This is a genomic window from Bacillus sp. OTU530, from assembly GCF_038440375.1.
In genome coordinates, this window is the sequence record NZ_JASATP010000075.1 from 1 (window position 1) to 21,144 (window position 21,144).

General features: G+C 42.7%; 25 protein-coding genes. 17 read left to right on the forward strand and 8 right to left on the reverse strand.

Annotated features, from left to right (window positions below):
* The first annotated feature begins 440 nt into the window (after positions 1 to 440).
* Complete coding sequence (gene sirA / locus AAHB12_RS28980) at positions 441 to 887, forward strand: sporulation inhibitor of replication protein SirA (RefSeq protein ID WP_342048605.1); 447 nt, start codon at positions 441 to 443, stop codon at positions 885 to 887.
* An 86-nt stretch (positions 888 to 973) separates the two neighbouring features.
* Entirely contained in the window at positions 974 to 1,192 is a 219-nt protein-coding gene (locus tag AAHB12_RS28985) for a YneF family protein (RefSeq protein ID WP_129729696.1), read from the forward strand.
* A 236-nt stretch (positions 1,193 to 1,428) separates the two neighbouring features.
* Here the strand turns inward: AAHB12_RS28985 and AAHB12_RS28990 are convergent, their stop codons facing one another.
* Positions 1,429 to 1,641 (reverse strand): hypothetical protein, encoded by a 213-nt coding sequence (locus AAHB12_RS28990; protein ID WP_129729694.1) that lies wholly within the window; start codon positions 1,639 to 1,641, stop codon positions 1,429 to 1,431.
* A 347-nt stretch (positions 1,642 to 1,988) separates the two neighbouring features.
* On the opposite strand from AAHB12_RS28990, the gene AAHB12_RS28995 reads away from it, so the two are divergent.
* The gene (locus AAHB12_RS28995; protein ID WP_129729692.1) at positions 1,989 to 2,696 is read left to right on the forward strand and encodes a cytochrome c biogenesis CcdA family protein; all 708 of its coding nucleotides are present in this window, start codon (positions 1,989 to 1,991) and stop codon (positions 2,694 to 2,696) included.
* 196 nt (positions 2,697 to 2,892) lie between these two features.
* Entirely contained in the window at positions 2,893 to 3,399 is a 507-nt protein-coding gene (locus AAHB12_RS29000) for a CcdC family protein (protein ID WP_342048606.1), read from the forward strand.
* 29 nt (positions 3,400 to 3,428) lie between these two features.
* Here the strand turns inward: AAHB12_RS29000 and AAHB12_RS29005 are convergent, their stop codons facing one another.
* Positions 3,429 to 3,860, reverse strand: coding sequence for a DUF2621 domain-containing protein (locus tag AAHB12_RS29005; protein WP_342048607.1), 432 nt, complete (start codon positions 3,858 to 3,860; stop codon positions 3,429 to 3,431).
* 164 nt (positions 3,861 to 4,024) lie between these two features.
* Between AAHB12_RS29005 and hutP the strand changes: the two genes are divergently transcribed.
* The 5 genes from hutP (at position 4,025) to hutG (ending at position 9,890) form a co-directional block, all read left to right on the forward strand.
* A complete protein-coding gene (hutP, locus tag AAHB12_RS29010) occupies positions 4,025 to 4,462 on the forward strand; it encodes a hut operon transcriptional regulator HutP (RefSeq protein WP_446715632.1) in 438 nt (145 codons plus the stop codon).
* A 98-nt stretch (positions 4,463 to 4,560) separates the two neighbouring features.
* A complete protein-coding gene (hutH, locus tag AAHB12_RS29015) occupies positions 4,561 to 6,054 on the forward strand; it encodes a histidine ammonia-lyase (RefSeq protein WP_342048608.1) in 1,494 nt (497 codons plus the stop codon).
* Positions 6,051 to 7,703 (forward strand): urocanate hydratase, encoded by a 1,653-nt coding sequence (gene hutU / locus AAHB12_RS29020; protein WP_342048609.1) that lies wholly within the window; start codon positions 6,051 to 6,053, stop codon positions 7,701 to 7,703. The genes hutH and hutU overlap by 4 nt, the downstream gene beginning before the upstream one ends.
* A gap of 1 nt (position 7,704) precedes the next feature.
* Positions 7,705 to 8,967, forward strand: coding sequence for an imidazolonepropionase (gene hutI / locus AAHB12_RS29025; protein ID WP_342048610.1), 1,263 nt, complete (start codon positions 7,705 to 7,707; stop codon positions 8,965 to 8,967).
* Entirely contained in the window at positions 8,949 to 9,890 is a 942-nt protein-coding gene (gene hutG, locus AAHB12_RS29030; RefSeq protein WP_342048611.1) for a formimidoylglutamase, read from the forward strand. Before hutI ends, hutG begins: the two co-directional genes overlap by 19 nt.
* Positions 9,891 to 10,126: 236 nt before the next feature.
* Here hutG and AAHB12_RS29035 read toward each other — a convergent pair whose 3' ends face one another.
* From AAHB12_RS29035 to AAHB12_RS29050, 4 genes are all read right to left on the reverse strand, one after another.
* Positions 10,127 to 10,936, reverse strand: a complete 810-nt coding sequence (locus AAHB12_RS29035; RefSeq protein WP_129729666.1) for a YitT family protein — start codon at positions 10,934 to 10,936, stop codon at positions 10,127 to 10,129.
* Positions 10,937 to 11,206: 270 nt separating this feature from the next.
* Positions 11,207 to 11,368: a XapX domain-containing protein gene (locus tag AAHB12_RS29040; RefSeq protein WP_342048612.1), complete on the reverse strand. Its 162-nt coding sequence runs from the start codon at positions 11,366 to 11,368 to the stop codon at positions 11,207 to 11,209.
* Positions 11,369 to 11,471: 103 nt separating this feature from the next.
* Positions 11,472 to 11,873, reverse strand: a complete 402-nt coding sequence (locus AAHB12_RS29045) for an Hsp20/alpha crystallin family protein (RefSeq protein ID WP_342048613.1) — start codon at positions 11,871 to 11,873, stop codon at positions 11,472 to 11,474.
* Positions 11,874 to 12,114: 241 nt separating this feature from the next.
* Positions 12,115 to 12,264 carry a small acid-soluble spore protein P gene (locus tag AAHB12_RS29050; RefSeq protein ID WP_129729660.1) on the reverse strand — a complete coding sequence of 50 codons (150 nt, stop codon included), beginning with the start codon at positions 12,262 to 12,264 and terminating at the stop codon, positions 12,115 to 12,117.
* 116 nt (positions 12,265 to 12,380) lie between these two features.
* On the opposite strand from AAHB12_RS29050, the gene AAHB12_RS29055 reads away from it, so the two are divergent.
* Positions 12,381 to 12,650 (forward strand): hypothetical protein, encoded by a 270-nt coding sequence (locus AAHB12_RS29055; RefSeq protein ID WP_342048614.1) that lies wholly within the window; start codon positions 12,381 to 12,383, stop codon positions 12,648 to 12,650.
* A 161-nt stretch (positions 12,651 to 12,811) separates the two neighbouring features.
* Here AAHB12_RS29055 and sspO read toward each other — a convergent pair whose 3' ends face one another.
* Positions 12,812 to 12,961, reverse strand: a complete 150-nt coding sequence (gene sspO, locus AAHB12_RS29060) for a small acid-soluble spore protein O (RefSeq protein WP_129729656.1) — start codon at positions 12,959 to 12,961, stop codon at positions 12,812 to 12,814.
* A 296-nt stretch (positions 12,962 to 13,257) separates the two neighbouring features.
* Here sspO and acnA point away from each other — a divergent pair, with 296 nt between their 5' ends.
* From acnA to tlp, 6 genes are all read left to right on the forward strand, one after another.
* Complete coding sequence (gene acnA / locus AAHB12_RS29065; protein WP_342048615.1) at positions 13,258 to 15,978, forward strand: aconitate hydratase AcnA; 2,721 nt, start codon at positions 13,258 to 13,260, stop codon at positions 15,976 to 15,978.
* Between the two features lie 172 nt (positions 15,979 to 16,150).
* Complete coding sequence (locus AAHB12_RS29070; protein WP_342048619.1) at positions 16,151 to 17,125, forward strand: zinc-dependent alcohol dehydrogenase family protein; 975 nt, start codon at positions 16,151 to 16,153, stop codon at positions 17,123 to 17,125.
* Positions 17,126 to 17,520: 395 nt separating this feature from the next.
* Complete coding sequence (locus AAHB12_RS29075) at positions 17,521 to 18,084, forward strand: redoxin domain-containing protein (protein ID WP_342048616.1); 564 nt, start codon at positions 17,521 to 17,523, stop codon at positions 18,082 to 18,084.
* Positions 18,085 to 18,268: 184 nt separating this feature from the next.
* Positions 18,269 to 18,412 carry an FbpB family small basic protein gene (locus AAHB12_RS29080; RefSeq protein WP_129729650.1) on the forward strand — a complete coding sequence of 48 codons (144 nt, stop codon included), beginning with the start codon at positions 18,269 to 18,271 and terminating at the stop codon, positions 18,410 to 18,412.
* Positions 18,413 to 18,469: 57 nt separating this feature from the next.
* Positions 18,470 to 18,613 (forward strand): acid-soluble spore protein N, encoded by a 144-nt coding sequence (gene sspN / locus AAHB12_RS29085; protein ID WP_129729647.1) that lies wholly within the window; start codon positions 18,470 to 18,472, stop codon positions 18,611 to 18,613.
* A 412-nt stretch (positions 18,614 to 19,025) separates the two neighbouring features.
* Complete coding sequence (gene tlp / locus AAHB12_RS29090) at positions 19,026 to 19,259, forward strand: small acid-soluble spore protein Tlp (protein ID WP_129729646.1); 234 nt, start codon at positions 19,026 to 19,028, stop codon at positions 19,257 to 19,259.
* Between the two features lie 17 nt (positions 19,260 to 19,276).
* Here tlp and AAHB12_RS29095 read toward each other — a convergent pair whose 3' ends face one another.
* The gene (locus AAHB12_RS29095) at positions 19,277 to 20,566 is read right to left on the reverse strand and encodes a LysM peptidoglycan-binding domain-containing protein (protein ID WP_342048617.1); all 1,290 of its coding nucleotides are present in this window, start codon (positions 20,564 to 20,566) and stop codon (positions 19,277 to 19,279) included.
* A gap of 102 nt (positions 20,567 to 20,668) precedes the next feature.
* Here AAHB12_RS29095 and AAHB12_RS29100 point away from each other — a divergent pair, with 102 nt between their 5' ends.
* On the forward strand, positions 20,669 to 21,094 hold the full coding sequence (locus AAHB12_RS29100; RefSeq protein WP_129729642.1) for an acyl-CoA thioesterase: 426 nt from the start codon (positions 20,669 to 20,671) through the stop codon (positions 21,092 to 21,094).
* The last annotated feature ends 50 nt before the right edge of the window (positions 21,095 to 21,144 follow it).

Here is a 21,144-nt window from a genome sequence, read left to right on the forward strand (position 1 = left end):
CATTGTAATTTTTAGAAAAAAATCTCTCCGCTATGGGGAGATTTTTTTTTCGGTCTTTAGTAGTTGGTCAGGAAAAACAATCTTTGCGAAAATAGCATATAATATTTTAAGGAAAGCAATTCGTTATTTATAAAACTGAAAGGAACACAAAAGGTTATTCCATAACGCAAAAGAAAAATGAATTTCTGATGACTTCGGCAAAGAAATGTATGACGATTTTTCGCATGAATACAACCGAGTATTAAAAAACACCTCACATTAATAAAATCTGCATACTCTGATTAAGAAGGCTGAATTTTAAGGGGAAACTAATGTAGCCTATGAAAAACAGTTCTTTCGACAGAAATAGTCCTTTCTTTCTCCATGGTAAGACACTTCTTTTGTGCATGCTTTTATATAATCGTAAAAAAGGGGCTTGTCTCATGCGAGGGGGAAAGAAGATGAAAGTATATCATTTGTATTTAATTCGTGATGATATTGCCAAGTCGTACTTCGGAAGGGAACATTTGTTATTTGATCTGTTTGTCCGGTTTACTCGCGCTCGTTCCTTATCAGATAAGAAAATGTTATATAAACAAATCCAATACATTACGAAACCGCTGCCGCAGCTAAAGCTGCACCATCGTGTCGAGCAGTCGCTTTTGTCAAGCCACTTGTATAAAAGAGCTGTGAATGTTCACACCCTTTCTTCAGCAAGCGGGGATGTGTGCGGGACACTTACCATTAAGCCACAATATGCCATACTTGAATCCGTAGGCAATTTAGAAGTAGAAATGATATTTTTTGAAATACTAAGAAAGAACGAAATAACGTTTCTTGCTATGGAATATACCGCAGAACAGTGTGGCTGGCTAAATCCAATTAAGCAAGAAAGAAAATACGTATAAGTATGAAAAAATATGACGTACAAATCTTGTCTTCTTTAAGACGTTCTAGTACACTGTAATGTAGACAACATGAAGGAGGAAACCGTATGTCAGTTTGGGTCGTTGTTCTAGTGGGCATTCTTGCATTAGCGGCAGGCGTAGCGCTAGGATTTTTCATCGCTCGTAAATATATGATGGACTATTTGAAAAAAAACCCGCCTATTAACGAACAAATGTTAAAAATGATGATGATGCAAATGGGACAAAAGCCGTCTCAAAAGAAAATCAATCAAATGATGCAGGCTATGAGCAAACAAACGAAATAAAGCGGACAAGACACTCGAACTTGGAGTGTCTTTTCGTTTTATGTATGAGGATTTTGATATAAAACGTTCTATAGAAGCAGCCGCTCCTGAGAGAGCGGCTGCTGGTTAGGTGAAGCTAAGAAATGTAAAAATCATTGCTTTGTCTGCTTTAATTCAATCGGAGCTGCAAATACAAAGCATTATGTTGAGAAAATAATCAGATCAATGTAGGTTATGTGGTAGCTCTTGATGAGGTATTATAGATAAGGAATCGTTTGCTGTGTGAGTATAGGGGATTGATTGTGTACAGTGTGAATGTGCAGAGATGGAGGAGAGCCGAAGCGGCGCGTTACCTCATCTGCAACCTTTTGAATCGCGTGAATTTCAGACGATGCAAAGACAGTTAATTCTTCCTGAATCGTGCGAGGTCCTTGCCTAAACATATATTGGACGGAATACGAGAAAATCATATCTTATCATTCCTCTCGTAAAAAGAATATTTTCTAGTATTCTCCATTTTTGAGCCTATTCCTTCTTACTATAAAGAAAGACTTAAGTATATCTGTTCCGCTGTAAAAAGTATAAATTTCCAGCTAGGAGCGAATTCGACATAGAAGGGGTTTTTAGGAAACTTCGCCTCTGTCTTCGCCCGGGGGGGGCAGGGCTCGCCAATCGGTGAGTTTTCTTTATTTTGCTTAAAAATTGTGTATAATGAAAAAGTAGGGAACATACGTACATAAGACAGGTATATTTCTTTTTATTAAGCTGCAAGGAATGGTTTGCTGCAAGAGGAGAGGACGAGCGGAAGGGAGAGCTTATGCAGGATATAAATGTATTGTTGGCGTTTGGTGCGGGATTTTTATCCTTTATATCTCCGTGCTGTTTACCGTTGTATCCGGCCTTTTTATCCTATATAACGGGAATGTCTGTATCGGAGCTGAAAGAGGAGCAAGGGATGCTGCAAAAGCGGGGGATGCTGCATACAGCATGTTTTCTTCTCGGATTTTCTATTATTTTCATTGCCATTGGTTTCGGAACCTCGTTGGTTGGAAAGTTCTTTATGGATTATCAAAACTTAATTCGACAGCTAGGTGCTATTTTTATCGTTTTGTTTGGACTTGTTATTGTTGGTGTATTCAAGCCGGAATTTTTGATGCGGGATCGGAAGTTCATCTTTCAAAATCGGCCATCCGGCTATTTTGGTTCTGTAGTGATTGGAATTGCATTTGCGGCAGGATGGACGCCTTGTACAGGTCCGATTTTAGTATCGGTGATAGCATTATCAGCTACGAATCCAGAGTCAGCGCTGCTGTATATGATAGCCTATGTCCTAGGATTTGCAATACCATTTTTCGTTTTGTCGTTCTTTATTACGAGAATGACATGGATTAAAAAGTATAGTGCAAGACTTGTTAAGGTGGGCGGCTATGTAATGGTGCTTATGGGTGTGCTGTTATATTTTGACGCTATGACAGGAATTACTATATTTTTTGTCGATGTATTCGGTGGCTTTAAAGGTTTTTAACACTGTAAGAAAATATAAATTTCCGGCTAGAAGTAGATTCGACGCAGTCGGAAGTTTTAGGAATACAGTGTAAGTGCAACTACGCCTCTGTTTTCGCCTAAGGGCAGGGCTTGCCAATCGGCGAGTTTTCTTTACATGGCTATGGTGCTATAATAGCTAGAATAGGATTAAATTTCCAGAAAAAGGATGATGAGGGATGAATTCAATACTTCTATCGAGCATTGTGGCTGTTTTAATGGGAATAGGTGTGATGTTCGTCCGGTTTAAAGCGGCAAAAAAGCCTGCATCCTTAAAAAAGATTATTTTACCCCCTATTTTCATGAGCACAGGGGCATTGATGTATGTTGTTCCTGAGTTTCGAATTACGCCTGCAGAAATGGCAGAATCTATAGCGGTTGGCTTATTTTTCTCTATTTTTCTTATTAAAACCTCCAAGTTTGAAGTGCGCGGGAACGAGATTTATTTGCAGCGTTCTAAGGCGTTTGCAGGTATTTTGCTCGGCTTGCTCATTGTGCGGATTGCATTTAAAACATATTTAAGTCAAACAATTGATTTTGGACAGCTAAGCGGCATGTTTTTCCTTCTTGCCTTCTCTATGATTATATCATGGCGGGTTGCGATGTATCGTTCGTACAAAACGATAGAGGCAGAGCTGAAAAAGACGAACCCTTTGCAATTTGATGAAGATAGAAAGCTCACGTAAAAAACCTCAGTCGGATAACTGAGGTTTTTTCATTTAAACAGCAATGCTTGAAAGGGAGAATAATCAATTTGCTTTTTCTTAAGTGTTTGTACTAAAAACTTATGGTCGCGTTTTGGAGTAGCAAGAATATAGCCTTTAATAATGAGGTCTTGTGTAATGCTTACAGCCTTTTCCTGCAAAGCGAGCTCTCCGATTTTTCCGGCGATTTTCGAGCGTGCCACATCACGGAACAACTCTGGAACGGGACTGACGAGTTCCTCTAGCAATGTTTTTTGCTCCTCTCCCCACATATGCCGAGTTTGTTCAATATAGTAGTATTCCCAGTCTAAAATGGATTTGCCGTCTTCCTTTGGCAGCCGTTTCAAAAACTTTCGAAACATAAAATATCCGCCGATTGACATAAGACTTAATAAAATAACTGTCCACATGACGATGAACCAGCTGAACCACCCTGTAAGCAACGCACATCCCCCTTTGTATGACTAAAAAATTTTCATAGATTGCTAACTTTATTATAAAGTTGGCACCTGTATAAAGGCAAGACGGGGGCTGCTGTTAACAAGTCTTGTCTTAATTGGTATACAGGATGTATATGCCGCATATGCAAAGAAAAAGGGGTGGTATTATGCTGCAAGAAAGCAATCGAATCGGCCGCATTGCTATGTTTTTTGCACTGGCAGATGCAGGAGAAACGTTAACTACTCCGCTTCCAAATGGATGGCGGTATTGCACGGGCAAGGTCGGGTCTATGAATTCGCAAAAAATTGTTGCTGCTATGGAAACTGTCGCTAAAAGTTCGCATATTATAGAAACAGATGTATATCGAGAAACACATGCGTTGTATCATGCGATTATGGAAGCGCTGTACGGAGTAACAAGAGGGCAAGTACAGTTAGGAGATGTGCTCCGTACCGTTGGGCTTCGATTTGCGATTGTGCGAGGCAATCCGTACGATCGCAAACAAGAAGGAGATTGGCTTGCTGTTGCACTTTACGGCACAATTGGTGCACCGGTTCGAGGTTCTGAGCATGAGGCAATCGGACTTGGGATTAATCATATATAATAGCCCATAGTTTATGAGAATAGAAGGGGGCCTTGTCATGCGGGGTGGTGTAATCCTGCATGACAAGGCCCCTTTTTGCCTAAAAGAGGTGAGCGAGGATGATTGTATTAACAGGGGAGTCTCTTACGATGGAACAGATGCGCTGCATTTTGTATAAGGGGGAAGCTGCTGCAGCCTGCCCGCAAAGTATGGAGCGCGTTCGGAGATGCCGCAAAGTGGTTGAAGAGATCGTTGCTGATGAGAAGATTGTGTATGGGATTACGACTGGATTTGGCAAGTTTAGCGATGTATTGATTGGAAAGGAGGATACACAGCGGTTGCAGCAATATTTAATTCAATCACATGCGTGCGGAGTGGGAGAGCCGTTTCCCGAAGAAGTGGCGCGCACTATGCTTGTGCTGCGCGCCAATACATTATTAAAAGGATACTCGGGGGTGCGGCCTGACGTTATTTTGCTGCTGCTTGAGCTCGTCAACCGCCGTATTCATCCTGTTATTCCGCAGCAAGGTTCTCTTGGCGCAAGTGGAGATTTGGCGCCCCTTTCTCATCTTGCGCTCGTGTTGATTGGTGAGGGAGAGGTGTTTTATAAAGGAAAGCGGCAGCGTACAGCGAAGGTGCTTGCTAAAGAAGGGCTGCAGCCAATTGTTTTACAGGCAAAGGAAGGACTTGCGCTCATTAATGGTACACAGGCGATGACAGCGATGGGAGTCGTTACGTATCTAGAAGGCGAAGTGCTGGCCTATCAGTCAGAATATATTGCGGCTATGACGCTGGAAGGCTTAAGGGGAATCATAGATGCGTTTGATGAGAGCATACACTTAGCTAGAGGCTACCCTGAGCAGACTCGTGTAGCGCAGCGAATGCGGCTGATCTTGACGGGCAGCAAGCTCGTTACAAATCAAGGAGACCTGCGTGTACAGGATGCGTACTCCCTTCGCTGCATTCCACAGGTGCATGGTGCGACGTGGCAGGTGCTTGGTTATGTAAAAGAAAAGCTGGAGATTGAAATGAATGCGGCAACTGACAATCCGCTTTTGTTTGCGGACGGTGATAAAGTGCTTTCCGGCGGTAACTTTCATGGGCAGCCGATTGCGTTTGCTCTAGATTTTTTAAGCATTGCGATGGCGGAGCTTGCTAATATTTCCGAACGGCGTATTGAACGTCTTGTGAATCCACAGCTGAATGATTTACCGCCGTTTCTGAGTCCGCAGCCTGGACTGCAATCTGGAGTGATGATTTTGCAATATGTTGCAGCTTCCCTCGTGTCAGAAAATAAAACGCTCGCCCATCCGGCAAGCGTTGACTCAATCCCCTCCTCCGCGAATCAAGAAGATCATGTGAGCATGGGGACAATCGGTGCTCGTCACGCTTATCAAATTACAATGAATGTCCGGCGTGTATTAGCCATCGAACTAATCTGCGCTATGCAGGCTGTGCAGTATCGGGGGGTGGAACATATGAGTGCGAAGACGAGGGAGCTATATAAAGAAGGCCGAAAGATTGTCCCGCCTATTGTCAAGGATCGCATATTTTCTTATGACATAGAGAATGTGGCGAAGTGGCTACAAGCAGAAAAGAGGGAGATCGTATGATGAAACATATTCGGGCACCGCGCGGAACAACATTGCAGACGAAGGGATGGGTGCAGGAGGCTGCCTTGCGTATGCTGCTGAATAATCTAGACCCAGAGGTTGCTGAAAGACCAGAGGAGCTAGTTGTATACGGCGGAATCGGAAAAGCGGTTCGCAATTGGGAGAGCTTTCACGCGATTGTTGAATCGTTGAAGCAACTGGAAGAAGATGAGACGCTGCTTGTTCAATCTGGAAAACCGGTTGCTATATTCCGCTCCCACGCAGATGCGCCTCGTGTATTGCTTGCAAATTCCAATCTCGTTCCCAAATGGGCGACGTGGGAGCATTTTCGTGACCTAGAGAAACAAGGTCTCATGATGTACGGACAGATGACGGCAGGAAGCTGGATTTATATCGGAACACAAGGTATTTTACAAGGAACGTATGAAACATTTGCAGAGGCAGCACGGCAGCATTTTCAAGGAACGCTCAAGGGGACGATTACAGTAACATCAGGGCTTGGGGGAATGGGAGGAGCACAGCCGCTTGCAGTGACAATGAATGGCGGTGTTGTAATCGCTATTGAAGTTGATCCACAGCGCATTAAGCGGCGGATTCAAACGAAATATTGTGACAGGATGACAGCTTCTTTAGATGAAGCGATTGCTCTTGCAAGGCAATATAAGGAAAAACAGAAGCCGTTATCGATTGCGCTATTAGGAAATGCGGCAGATGTACTCCCTGAACTTGTGAAGAGGGGATTTACCCCTGATTTGGTGACTGATCAAACATCGGCTCATGATCCGCTGCATGGCTATTTGCCAGCAGGTATGTCGTTAGAGAAGGGAGAATCACTGCGAAGCGAGCAACCATCGGCTTATATCTCACTTGCGAAAAAAAGCATGGCGCATCATGTAGGGGCGATGCTCGAGCTGCAAAAGCGGGGGGCGGTTGTATTTGACTACGGCAATAATATTCGACAGATAGCGTATGATGAAGGGGTGGAGCATGCATTTGATTTTCCGGGCTTTGTGCCAGCGTTCATTCGGCCGCTATTTTGTGAAGGAAAGGGACCGTTTCGTTGGGTTGCTTTATCGGGAGATCCTGCGGACATTTATAAAACAGATGAAGTAATTTTACGTGAGTTTTCTGACAACCATCGTTTATGCAGCTGGATTAGGGAAGCTCGTCAAAAGGTTGCGTTTCAAGGCTTACCAGCTCGTATTTGCTGGCTAGGCTACGGAGAACGGGCAAGGTTTGGTCAAATCATCAATGAAATGGTTGCAAAGGGAGAGCTATCTGCTCCAATCGTGATTGGTCGCGATCATCTAGATTGCGGTTCTGTTGCTTCGCCGAATCGAGAAACAGAAGGGATGAAGGATGGAAGTGACGCTGTGGCAGATTGGCCCATTTTAAATGCAATGATTAATAGTGTAAATGGTGCGAGCTGGGTATCTGTTCATCATGGCGGAGGAGTGGGAATGGGGTATTCTTTACATGCGGGGATAGTGATTGTGGCCGATGGCACGGAGGCCGCCGCTAAACGTCTGGAAAGAGTATTAACATCTGATCCTGGTATGGGAATCGTGCGGCATGTGGATGCAGGATATGATCTGGCTAAGCAAACAGCAAAGAGACATGGGATAAACATTCCGATGATGGGGGAATAACATGCTGGATACATTGCTTATCAATATTGGGCAGCTGCTCACGATGAATCATGGAGAGAAGCCGTTAAAAGGGGAAGCAATGGGGAGGCTTCCCCTTATCGAGAACGGTGCAGTAGGGATAAAAGATGGAAGATTTGCTTTTGTTGGATCGATGGAAGAGGCGAAGCAGCTTAAAGCGGAGAAGGTAGTAGATTGCATGGGCAGGATTGTTTCGCCAGGTCTGATAGATCCTCATACACATGTTGTATTTGGCGGCTCTCGGGAGCATGAAATCTCGTTAAAGCTGCAGGGCGTATCATACCTAGAGATTTTAAAGCGGGGCGGCGGCATCTACTCCACTGTACAAGCGACAAAGCAGCTGGGTGTGGAGGAGCTGAAAAGGAAAGCGAAGGGACATCTTGATCGGATGCTGTCCTATGGTGTTACAACAGCGGAAGCAAAAAGTGGTTACGGCTTAGATAGAAAAACGGAGTGGAAGCAGCTGCAGGTGATACAAATGCTTCAGCAGGAGCACCCTATAGATCTTGTCCCAACCTTTTTAGGTGCACATGCACTTCCGAAAGAATATGAGGGAAATGCGGCGGCATTTTTGCAATCGATGATTCAGATATTGCCGGAGCTAAAAGGAATGGCTGAATTTGTTGACATTTTTTGTGAAACGGGTGTGTTTACGGTAGAGGAAGCAAAGGCCTATTTGCAAAAGGCTAAACAGTTTGGCTTCCATGTAAAGATGCACGCGGACGAAATTCATTCGATTGGTGGAACAGAGGCAGCTGTAAAGCTTGGGGCAGCCTCGGCTGATCATTTGTGCGGTGCTTCCGAGAAAGGTATCGAAATGCTTGCCGCTTCTGATACGATTGCGGTCCTTTTACCCGGCACCACATTTTATTTAAATAAGGATCGTTATGCCAAGGCACGCAGCCTGATTACAGCAGGTGCAGCTGTTGCACTTGCCACAGACTTTAACCCAGGCAGCTGCCCAACAGAAAATATACAGCTGATTATGAGCCTTGCGCTCCTGAAGCTGAAGATGACACCAGAGGAAATTTGGAATGCTGTAACGGTAAATGCGGCACATGCAATTCACCGAGGAAGCTTGGCAGGACAAATTCGAGTCGGACGATTTGCTGATGCTGTTCTTTGGGATGCGTATCATTATGCGTACATTCCGTATCATTTTGGCGTGAATCATGCTGGAACCGTTTGGAAACATGGAAAAGTCGTCTATCAGCGAGGTGAGGAAGCTTGCGCATTCCATACGTAAAAAAGCATGCCGCATTTTCTGATCGTGAAGTAACAAGATGGAATGACATTCTCAAGGATTGGGATGGAGCAGAAGCGCTCATAGGCCCTGTTATTCTTGGAGTCCCATTATCGAAGTCATCCATCAGTCATTCTGGCGCGTCCTTTGCTCCGCATGCGATTCGACGCATGCTAGGATTATATACAACGTATCACATAGAGGATGAAAAGGATGCTGCAGACAGCGTACTATTAGATTGCGGGGATATAGAGATGCATGTTACAAACATACTGGAGAACCATAAACGAATAGAGCATGCCGTTTCTTTATTAACAGAACGGTATGAAAAAGCGATACCGATTATCCTTGGAGGCGACCATTCTATTAGCTTCCCTAGCATTAGCGGATTTGCAAAGGGAAGAGGGAGGGTTGGCGTTATTCAATTTGATGCGCATCATGATTTGCGAAATATGGAGGACGGCGGACCATCCAATGGTACACCGTTTCGGAATCTGCTTGAACATGGCGTGGTAGAAGGGGAGAATATAATCCAAATTGGCATCCGCAATTTTTCAAATGCCAAGGCATATCATGCATATGCTCTTGCAAAAGGAGTAACCGTTTACACGATGAAGCAGGTAGGGAACCGGGCGGTAACGGACATTGTACAGGAGAGTATTGAAAAGCTGCGTACCCGTGTAGACAGCATATACGTTTCTATTGATATGGATGTACTGGATCAAGCTTGTGCGCCTGGGTGTCCTGCCATCGGTCCTGGGGGGCTGCATAGCCGGGAGCTGCTTGAGGCAGCGGCATTGCTTGGAAAAGAACCTCTTGTCGGAGCTGTAGATATTGTAGAGATTGATCCAACGATTGATTTTCGAGATATGACGAGCAGAATTGCTGCACATATCGTCATGAGTTTTGTTTTGGAGCGATTATAGCTGAAAACACCCCTGCTTAGGAGCACAGCTCATAAGCGGGGGTGTTTTTAAATTACACTTTAAGAAAGTATAAATTTCTAGCTAGATGCCAATTCGACGTAGCGAGAAATTTTAGGAATAAAGTATAAGTAGGACTACGCCTCTGTCTTCGCCTAACGGCTCGCCAATCGGCGAGTTTTCTTTAGAAATAGATATATTTTTGTATGCTTTCTCGCATTACAAGCATTTCATCATGTTCAACCTCTTCGGAATAGTCCGAGTACTTCTACGGTTTCGGTAATATTTACAAATGCATGCGGATCTGCTTCAGCAATTAATGCTTTAATATTTACAAGCTCCTCTTTTGCAATAACCGTCATGAGTACGCGCTTTTTTTCGCTCGAATAAGCTCCTTCACCTTCTAGAAGCGTAATGCCGCGCACAATGCTAGAAAGCAGGCTTTGCTTCATTTCCTCTGCTTTGTTCGTTATGATCATAAGCGTAAGCTTTTTATGCTTCGTGTGGATGGCATCAATGACTTTTCCTGTTACATAGATAGAAAGCAGACTGTTTAAGGCAGAGTCCCAATTAAAGAAAAATCCAGAAATAAGAATTACTACCGCATTTAATACAATCAAAAATCCGCCAAGCTGTATCTCCTTCTTCCTGGAGAAGAGCATGCCCACAATGTCAAAGCCTCCGGTCGAGCCTGCACAATTAAGTACAAGTCCGACCCCTGCACCAGTGAGGACACCGCCGAACAGAGAGGAAAGAAGAGACTCTGTTGCAATGGCCTGCACAGGGATGAAATATAAACCCGCTGAAATCACAAGAACAGATAAAACAGTGTAGCAAATAAACCGCTTGCCAAGACCTATGTAGCCCGCAATTAAAATAGGTATGTTCAGTAATAGGTTGATGAGTCCCGTGTTAAGCGGTGTCAAAATACCGATAATAATTGCGATACCGCTAATACCGCTGCTAAGGACATGATGCGGGATGAGAAAACAGTTAAAAGAAAAAGAGATGAGTACAGAACCGAGAATAATCCCTAATAACTTGTGCATACAATGAGACCGTCCTTTTTATCAATCTTATTGTGAATTATAAAGGTATTTGGCTCATTTGTGGAAAAACAGTTTATTTTGGAAAGTATAACTAGTTTGAAAAGTATAAAAATTTAAAGTTTAGCATGAATATTCATTTTTAAAGGAGATGCTGTTTTTACTTGCGGGAGGGAAGGCAAGTCAGCTATATAAGTGTTTGGATTGCATACTTATGAGAGCGGAAGAATGGCATAAGCATAGAGGGCGCTCAACCAATGAGCGTCCTTTGTACTAGAGTAAGCCGACAATTGCTTCATATAATCGATACCCGAGATAGATGCCGACAATTCCTAATACTCCTACTAAGGTAGGTGGAGCTGGAAGAGGAAGTTTGATAGCCGAAAATACTACACCAACGATGAGACCGGCAAGAATCGCTAAAGCGTATTGCATATGACACCCCTTCTCGTAATACAAGATAAAGGTAGTATACGTAACCTTGCCAATCCTTATTTAACCTAACTTCACAAGGGAGAGCTTTTCCGGATGAAGGAGGCTATTTGCACCCTTCATCCAAAAAATGAATCGTATGCTCCTTTGCCGAAACCATTTCATTTTTTGAAATATGGATTTCTAGTAAACCGTTTTCAAAAGAAGCATTCATACGTTTGTACATGATATTCACAGGCAGCTGTATATCACGCAGGAGTGCAGGACCTGTTTTTGTTTGGATGAGAATACGCAGTCCATTCTCTGTCTTTTCGATCATAATATCGTTTTGACAAGCATTGGGCGGGACATCGGCTTCCAAAATATACTCTTGTTCCGTTTCAAATAAATCAATGCGAAGCCCTTCTGGATAATAAAAGCTAGCGTAAGGATCTGCGAAAAATTGGTCCATCCACTGTTCAAATCCTTCGACTTGAAAAAAGCAGTCCTTTTTTTTCTTTGCACACATGGCGCGAAACCCTCCGTTATTCTGATTCTTGATACATGATATACAGCGGGAGGATAGATAGGTGATATAAAGCGCAGAATTGTATATCAATATCACATTATGTGGCCGAATGAGGGAATATGTAAACAAAGAAAAAAGGATTGTATTTGAATAATTGAACAATTGATGGAGAAATATGGAAACGAAACATTAGGCTTGTTTTTCGAGTTAGAAAGCCCGCTGAAGGCGGGCTTCATATAACTTATTGATCGTGATGGGTGTTATGTTTTTGACGTGTATGGTTACGGTTTTTTACTTTATGAGAGCCGCTCATTGGTTCCGGTTGACCGCTCGATGGTTGTGCGTCCTTCGGTGAGTTGCGACGAATGGATTTTGCGCTGTTTCGTTCCATGAAATATCCCTCCTTCCCTATTAGGATGAGAGAATTTTGTGTAAATATACCTGTATGTTTTAGCGGGAAGCTACGAAATATATAGAGGAAAAGAGTGACAAGAAAGGGGATTTTTTATGCCGTACAATAAAGACGAGCAGCAGGCGTTTCAAGCAGCGCAGCAAGGAACAAAGGAAGCAGTAAATATCGCAAGCAGCATCGTGGCAAATGACCCGGATTATGCAAGCCAGCTAAAGCATCTTCGCAAAGAGGTGGGCGAGGCATATGAGCAAATTCAAAATGCGTTAGAAAGCGCAACAGAAACGCAGTATGATCAATTGCAAAAATATGAACAGGATTTGCGCAAGATTATGCAAGATGTAGATGGACAGGATAGCTTTAGCTAAGGAAAAACCCGCCTATATTGGCGGGTTTTATGTTTACACTGTAGGAAGATATAAAGTTCCGGCTAGAAGTCCTTCAACATAGCCGGAAATTTTAGGAATACAGTGTGAGTACAACTGTGCCTCTGTTTTCGCCTAACGGCTCGTTAATTGGCGAGTTTTCTTTACTGATTCTTTTTTCGCTTTTTGTTGTTTTGACGCTGCGCAGCTGTCAGCGGTTCATTGGAAAACTCTTCGTTATAGCCTGTACCTATTCCTTGTGCGGATGCCGCATTCATTCCAGGAATGATATGATTCGCTTTTCGTTTTGCCATTGTATATCACCTCCGTTGCACCTAGTATTTGATAGACGCTTGCTGTCTATTCGAGCCGAAAAAGAGGATGCCATTATGTTTGGTTATATTGATGCATGTTTGTTCTACATTAAGAAAACAATATGCATGTATGAATGATTGTTTATAACGAATACTTATTGCAAACTATAAGTTTCTTATTATTTACTTATGTTCCAAGTTGTAATAAGATAGTATCGTAAGCCTTTGAAAGAGTTTGCATAAACTCCGTATTTAGAAAATTCAGCTTGTTTACGTTTAACAGGGGGGAAACATAAATGGTGAAACACGATCCATTCCACGCACGTACTTCTTTTGAAGTGAACGGCAAAACGTATCAATACTATCGTTTAAATGCGCTTGAGGACGCAGGGATTGGCAAAATCTCTCGTTTACCTTATTCCATTAAAGTATTGCTCGAGTCCGTTCTTCGTCAAGTAGACGGCCGCGTTATTAAAAATGAGCATGTAGAAAATTTAGCAAAATGGGGTACAGCCGATGTGAAAGACATCGATGTTCCATTTAAGCCTTCTCGCGTTATTTTGCAAGACTTCACAGGTGTACCGGCTGTTGTAGATTTAGCTTCCTTGCGTAAAGCTATGGCAGATTTAGGTGGAGATCCTGATAAAATTAATCCGGAGATTACGGTTGATCTTGTTATTGACCACTCCGTGCAAGTAGACAAGGCGGGTACAGAAGACTCGCTTCAATTCAACATGGACCTAGAGTTCAAACGAAATGAAGAGCGTTACAAATTCTTAAGCTGGGCGCAAAAATCGTTCGATAACTACCGTGCGGTTCCGCCGGCAACTGGTATTGTCCACCAAGTTAACCTTGAGTATTTGGCTCCTGTCGTTCACGTGCAGGAAGTAGACGGTGCACTTGTTGCATATCCAGACTCTTTAGTAGGTACAGACTCTCATACAACAATGATCAACGGTATCGGCGTTCTGGGATGGGGCGTAGGCGGTATCGAAGCGGAAGCTGGAATGCTAGGACAACCTTCTTACTTCCCAGTTCCTGAAGTAATCGGTGTGAAATTAACAGGATCGCTGCCAAGTGGTGTAACAGCAACAGACGTTGCGTTAAAGGTTACACAAGTATTGCGTGCAAAAGGTGTAGTAGGCAAGTTCGTAGAATTCTTCGGACCTGGTCTTTCAAGCATGCCTCTTGCTGATCGTGCGACAGTGGCGAACATGGCTCCTGAGTACGGTGCAACCTGTGGTTTCTTCCCAATCGATGAAGCTTCCTTGAACTACCTTCGTCTAACAGGCAGAGAAGAAGAGCAAGTACGCGTTGTAGAAGAATATTGCAAAGCGAACGGATTGTTCTTCACAGCTGGTAGCGAAGACCCAATCTACACAGACCTTGTAGAAATCGACCTTTCTGCAATCGAGCCAAGCTTGTCTGGGCCAAAACGTCCGCAAGACTTAATCCTTCTTTCTGATATGCAGGCAGCATTCCGCAAGGCGGTAACAGCTCCTGTTGGAAACCAAGGATTCGGCTTTACAGAAGCGGAGTTTGACAAGCAATTGACAGCAACTGTAGAGAGCGAAGAAGTAACAATGAAAACAGGTGCAATCGCAATTGCGGCGATTACAAGCTGTACGAACACATCTAACCCATACGTGCTCATTGGTGCAGGTCTTGTAGCGAAGAAAGCAATTGAAAAAGGATTAAGCGTACCTGCTTACGTGAAAACATCCTTAGCTCCTGGTTCTAAAGTTGTTACAGAATACTTGAATAAATCCGGCTTAACTCCTTATTTGGATCAATTAGGCTTCAACACAGTAGGTTACGGATGTACAACATGTATCGGGAACTCCGGTCCGTTAGATCTTGAGTTGGAAAAGGCAATTGCGGATAGCGATTTGCTAGTAACATCGGTGCTTTCTGGTAACCGTAACTTTGAAGGCCGTATTCACCCGCTTGTAAAAGCAAACTACTTAGCATCTCCGCCGCTTGTAGTTGCGTATGCAATTGCAGGTACAGTAGATATCGACCTTCGCAACGATGTGTTAGGAACAGATAAAGACGGCAACAACGTATACTTTGCTGACATTTGGCCGACTGCGGAAGAAATTGAAGCAGTAGTAGGAGCTGTTGTAACAACAGAAGTGTTCAAAAAAGAATACGAGCGCGTATTTGATAGCAATGAGCGTTGGAACGAAATCCAAACATCTAACGAAGCATTGTACACATGGGATACAGAGTCCACGTACATCCAAAATCCTCCGTTCTTCGAAGGGTTATCGGCTGAACCAGGCGAAGTAGAGCCATTAACAAGTCTTCGCGTCGTTTGTAAATTTGGTGATTCTGTAACGACAGACCATATTTCTCCAGCTGGTTCTATCGGCAAAAACACGCCTGCGGGACGTTACTTGCTAGAAAAGGGCGTACAACCGGTTGACTTCAACTCTTACGGTTCCCGTCGTGGTAACCATGAAGTAATGATGCGTGGTACGTTCGCAAATATCCGGATCAAAAACCAAATCGCGCCTGGCACAGAAGGCGGTTATACAACATACTGGCCAACTGGCGAAGTGACATCCATTTACGATGCAGCAATGAAGTATAAAGAAGATGGAACAGGTCTTCTTGTTATTGCGGGCAAAGATTATGGTATGGGAAGCTCCCGTGACTGGGCTGCAAAAGGTCCAAATCTTTTAGGTATTAAAGCGGCTATCGCTGAAAGCTTTGAGCGTATCCACCGCAGCAACCTTGTGTTAATGGGCGTTCTTCCACTTCAATTCAAGGATGGGGAAAGCGCAGAAACATTAGGTCTTGCAGGTGATGAAGCATTCACAATTCATGTTGACAAAAACGTGAAACCACGTGATGTTGTAAAAGTAACTGCAACAGACGCAAAAGGCAGCGTGAAGGAATTTGAAGTTGTAGCTCGCTTCGACTCTGAAGTTGAGATCGACTACTACCGTCACGGCGGTATTCTGCAAATGGTACTTCGCGAAAAGCTAAAGGAATCTGAAGTAACAAAATAATACAAAAACAGGCAGGTTTATTGAGTGCCGAAGTTAAGTGTACGTATTTTACAAAGGTACTCTACATGATTATGCGGTTGGATGTATGAATATAATATGTGTGTTAAAAGAAAAAGCGTGGGTACAAATATGTATCACACGCTTTTTCTTTTAACTAAGGAGATTATCTATGTTGAAAGCAACTAGCATTCGGTTTTATGAATTTGGAGACCCAGAGCAGGTTTTACAAGTGGAAAATATAAAAGTAAACGACCCGGGTATTGGTGAAGTGCTAGTACGAATGAAAACTCGGCCGATTAACCCATCTGATTTAATTCCCATTCGAGGAGCGTATTCCAATCGAATTTCTTTACCGAGTGTTCCAGGGTATGAAGGAGTTGGGACCGTAGAAGAGGTAGGTCCTTCTGTTTCTAAATGGTTTCTCGGAAAACGAGTATTGCCATTACGAGGAGAAGGCACATGGCAGGAATTTGTGAAAACTTCAGCTGAACTGGCCGTGGTAATTCCTGATTACCTAGAAGATGATACCGCAGCACAGCTCTATATTAATCCTATTACAGCATGGGTTATTTGTACGGAGGTCTTGGCGTTAAAGTCAGGAGAGACTTTAATTGTAAATGCATGTGGATCTGCTATTGGTCGTATTTTTGCACAATTATCTCGTATTTTAGGCTTTCATTTGATTGCGGTAACGCGAAATGACAACTATACTGAAGAACTAATTCAACTTGGTGCTTCATATGTAATTAATACAGAGACTACCTTGCTCTATAATGCGGTGATGGAATTAACAAATGGCTGTGGAGCAAAAGCCGCAATTGATTCTATTGGCGGCCGATCTGGTACAGATTTAGCCTACTGTGTTAGCCCTAATGGAACGTTCTTAACGATCGGTCTTTTGTCAGGAATACCTGTCAATTGGACAGAAATTATGAATAGCACAAAAGTACATACAAACATATTTCATTTACGTCATTGGAATCAACAAGTATCTGTCCGAAAATGGCATGAAACATTTCATCAGATTATCCAATTCATTCATGATAAACAGTTAATTTTAACAAGACCTCAAATTCAATATGATCTCGCAGATGTAAAAAAAGCTCTTGGTACTAGACATAGGGGGAAAATATTTTTAACTAGCTAGCAGATAAACCATCTCGTGATTTGAGTAACATGTAAGGACTGTTACGACTTTAGCTGAATTGTATTACGTTATTACGGTGAAAGTCTAACGTAATGTTAGATCAAAGTCCGCTTGACATGGGACCTTTGCAAGCATATGTTCCGAATTTGTAATTGTTTCCAAAATCACCGGGATGTGTTTTAATTAAAGAAAACTCGCCGATTGGCGAGCCCTGCTCTTGGGCGAAGACAGAGGCGTAGTTGCACTTACACGGTGTTCCAAAAATCTCCTACTACGTCGAATTGGCCTTCGGTTGGAACTTTATACTTTCTTACAGTATAAAGTTATGCGAATATTCCTTTACAGGCTTGTATAAGCTAAATGAGAAAAAACTGTTAAATTAAGGAAGTGTTCATATGCTGCGTAAAGTTATACTCATTGGTCTGCTTGCCGTGCTTGCCGGTTATGCGCTTTATAACCAGTTTTGGAAAGAGGAGAAGCAAGAAGTCGTTCAGCAGCCACAGGTAGAGGAAGCATTGGCCAATCAAGGATTGGAAATCGGTAAGGAAGCACCTGATTTTGAACTGCATGCACTCGACGGCTCTAAAGTCAAGCTGTCAGATTTAAAAGGAAAAAAGGTAATTTTAAATTTTTGGGCAACTTGGTGTCCGCCATGTAGACAAGAAGTGCCGGAAATGCAAACTTTTTACGAGAAGCATAAAGAGGATGTTGTAATTTTGGCGGTAAACGCTACTGCTTTATCGACAGGCGAGACAAAGGAGAAGGTGAAAAACTTTGCTTCCCAATATGGTGTTACCTTTCCTATTTTGTTCGATAGCACATCCGAAGTAAGTGATACGTATCGGATTATGGTTCTGCCGACATCTTATTTTGTGGATACAAAAGGTGTAATCCGCCAAAAATCTATCGGTGCGATGACAGGGGAGTATATGGAAAAAACAATACAAGCATTACAATAAGGAGCTGTTTTTATAGGGGCTCCTTTTGTCTTTATATAAAAAAGGCGAAAAAATGAGGAACATTTAAAATACTTTTGTAATTCTGCTTCTCGTGTGAAAAACACAAATTTTCTTACAACTTGTATGAAATAATCTTTCTTATGCCAATACTACCTAATAGCAACAATTGGAAAGGATGGGGCATATGAGACGAAATAGAAGAAAAACATTTGAGGAACTTGTGATGGAAAATAAGCAGCAGCTATTGAGTGATCAAGCAGCTATTGAGCAGCTTGAAGAGAGATTAGAACAGCGTTTAGAACTACGTCGGTTAGAACAAGCGGAATAGCACCTTGTATAATTCTCACGCTAGGAATCATACTATTGGTGTGAGGAGGGATAAACAATGGGCAATCAAAAACACGATACTAAACGCTTCCAGCCAGATCATATTGGTACGCAATCAAAGGGCTTTGATGGGAATAAAGGAAAGAAGATGCAAACGAAAACAGGAGAAACGCCTGTTGCTATTCATAATTATAACGGTTAAGCATAGGCAATGGTGCTGCCTGTGAAATGATATATGTGAGGAAAAAGGACGAGAAATCGTCCTTTTTCTCACTTTCCCATTCTGTTTTCACTGTAAGAATGTATACATTTTCAGCTAGAGGTGAATTCGACGTAGTCGGAAATTTTAGGAATATAGTATAAGTGCAACTACGCTTCTGCTTTCGCCTAACGGCTCGTCAATCAGCGAGTTTTCTTTACACTGTAAGAAAGTATATATTTTTAATTGGAAGTGAATTCGACGTGGTCGGAAATTTTAGGGATACAGTATAAGGGCCACTACGCCTCTGTCTTCGCCTAACGGCTCGCCAATCGATGAGTTTTCTTTACCATACATATTCGTTTGTAATTAAAGCAAACTAACGTTGTATCTTACACATGAGGAGGAATGCAGCATGACAAAGCAATATAAATCGAACCCGGATGATCGAAGCGATAACGTAGAAAAGCTACAGGAAATGGTACAAAACACAATTCATAATATGCATGAGGCAGAAGAAGCAGCTGAGTTTTCAAATGAAAAGGACCGCGCTGCGATTCAAGCAAAGAATCAACGTCGTTTAGACAGCATTGCTGCGATGCGTGATGAAATTAAAGATGAGTATGCCCATCGTGAAGGAAGAGAATAAAAAAAAGGCTGAGATAATCAGCCTTTTTTGATAATATTGAAGTTTTCAGTAAGCAGACGCCAGTTTTGCGGGAAGGGTAAGCCGATTTTCCAATAGCTAATCCCGCGTATCCCCTGTTCTTTTATTAAATTGAACTTCGCCTGAACGGATCTTGCATCTTCAAACCATACCTCATGCAGTGCACCTTGTGCATTTCTATAGGTAAAGTGAGGTGCCTGAGCGGTGTAATCAAAAGCGATGGCAGCATTGTGTGCTCTGGCTAAAGCAACAGCGGCAACGGAGCTGACGGCTTTGGCCATATTGCCAGGTTTAAATGGAAGCGGCCAGTCAAAGCCGTATAAATTTTGCCCCATCATAATTTTGTTTGCTGGCATTTGTGATTTTGCATATTGGATAACCTGTTTTACTGGACCAATTGGTGACACAGCTTGCGGAGGTCCCCCTTGCCAACCCCAATCATAAGTCATAATGACTACAAAATCGACAATCTCTCCGTGCGCTTTATAATCCAGCCCTTCATAATATCGTCCGGTTTGAGCCGAACTGGTTTTTGGAACAAGCGTGGTACTTAGTGTATAGCCTTGTGGTAAGCGTGCTTTTACATTTCGCAGAAACTGATTGTATGCTTCACGGTCAGTTGCAGCCACATCTTCAAAATCGAAGTGTACATCTCGCATGCCGTATTGTTCCGCTATTCGCAGGACGTTTGTAATCAGTTTATTTTGAATAGCTGAATTATTGAGCAGCACACTTGTTAACTCCGTACTAAAATTGCCGTTTTCTAGATTTGACACAACGAGCATGGGGATTACACGATTCGCACTAATAGCATCTAAAACGGTTGGGATGCTTGTCGGCTCAACGAGTGTTCCGTCCCGTTTTGCTTCAAAGCTAAAATAGGCTAAGTATGTGAGATACGGAGAAGCGGCCCTTGTAGCCGTTACGAGACTTTCCCTAATGGGAATAGACGTTGGCTGCAGATAAGCAATAGATTCCGCGTTTCGTTTCGAGCCTCTTGGGATATATAAACGCTGTCCGACTTGCAGCATCACGTTCGCAGAAATATTGTTGGCATTTGTCAATGCATTAATGGTAGTGTTATGCGTTAGAGCGATTTTATATAAGCTGTCTCCAGGCTGAACATAATATACATTTCCGGGTGTATTGACGATTAACGCCTGCCCGACGACTAACACTTGTGCAGGATTTAAACCGTTGTCATTTGTAATCGTTTCGACAGTTGTTCCATAACGCTGTGCTATTTTGTACAAAGTATCACCGCGTTGCACTGTTACAATTTGCAGCATACAATCCCTCCTTTATAAGGAAAAAGATACGTCGCTTCTATTTTATTTTGCCACATCTTGTATTATGATTAGTATCGTTAACAGAGCATGGAGGGATATAGCTTGTACATATCAGAAAAACGTGTTGAAGTTCGCTATGCAGAAACAGATCAAATGGGCGTTGTGTATCATGCGAACTACGTCATTTGGCTAGAGCTTGGGCGTACGCAGCTTATTGAAGACTTAGGTCTTTCCTATGTAGAAATGGAGAAGCAGGGCATTGTTTCTCCTGTATTAGATTTGCAGGTTACATATCGAAAGGCAATGCGCTACGGGGAGCGGGCACTCGTGAAAACGTGGATTGAGGCCTTGAACCCGCTTCGCGTTGTATATGGCTATGAAGTGTATAATGAAAAAGAAGAGCTGTGCATTACAGCAAGCACAACAAATATCCTAGTAAAACAGGATACATTTCGGCCCGTTTCATTTAAAAAATTCTATCCAGAATGGTATGAGGTATATGAAAAAGCAAAAAAACAAAGTGAATGAGAGAACGTAAAGAAATAGAGAAAACTTGCCAAGTCGGCAAGTTTTTTTTA